General features: G+C 54.0%; 1 pseudogene. It reads right to left on the reverse strand.

Features of this window, described 5'->3' with window-relative positions:
• Positions 1–18: 18 nt before the first annotated feature.
• A pseudogene (locus A3754_RS07310) lies at positions 19–420 on the reverse strand (hypothetical protein); the annotation flags it as partial.

The following is a 420-nucleotide window of genomic DNA, read 5'->3' on the forward strand; positions in this document are numbered from 1 at the left end:
ATCTGCATAATGCTCTGTTTAATCAACATCATATTGCTGTTTCAGCTCAGCCAGACGCTCTTGGTCCCTCTCGCTGAAGTCTCTTGTGGAATACAGGGCTTCCCCATCCGGCCCATCCAGCTTTTCCACCATCACGGTAAAGACGGCATCTGCAGGGGCATTCACCTTGCCCCAGTCAGAATAACTGTTCGGTGCCAGCGTCCAGGTAGCTTCTTCGCCGGGCTCCAGACCACCTGAGATGCTGTAATTGAACTGATCTTCATGCCAAGGCACGCTCCGATCAGGGCTGGCGATGGTGCCGGAGAAGTAGGCACGGGAGATGGCCTGATCCGTGCCGTTCTTGACCGTTAGCTCAATGATCGGCTGTTTGCCAAGGTATTGCCTTTCTCGCATAGTGAAGCGGGAACGTACCACCTGGAA

Source organism: Alcanivorax sp. HI0083, assembly GCF_001635175.1.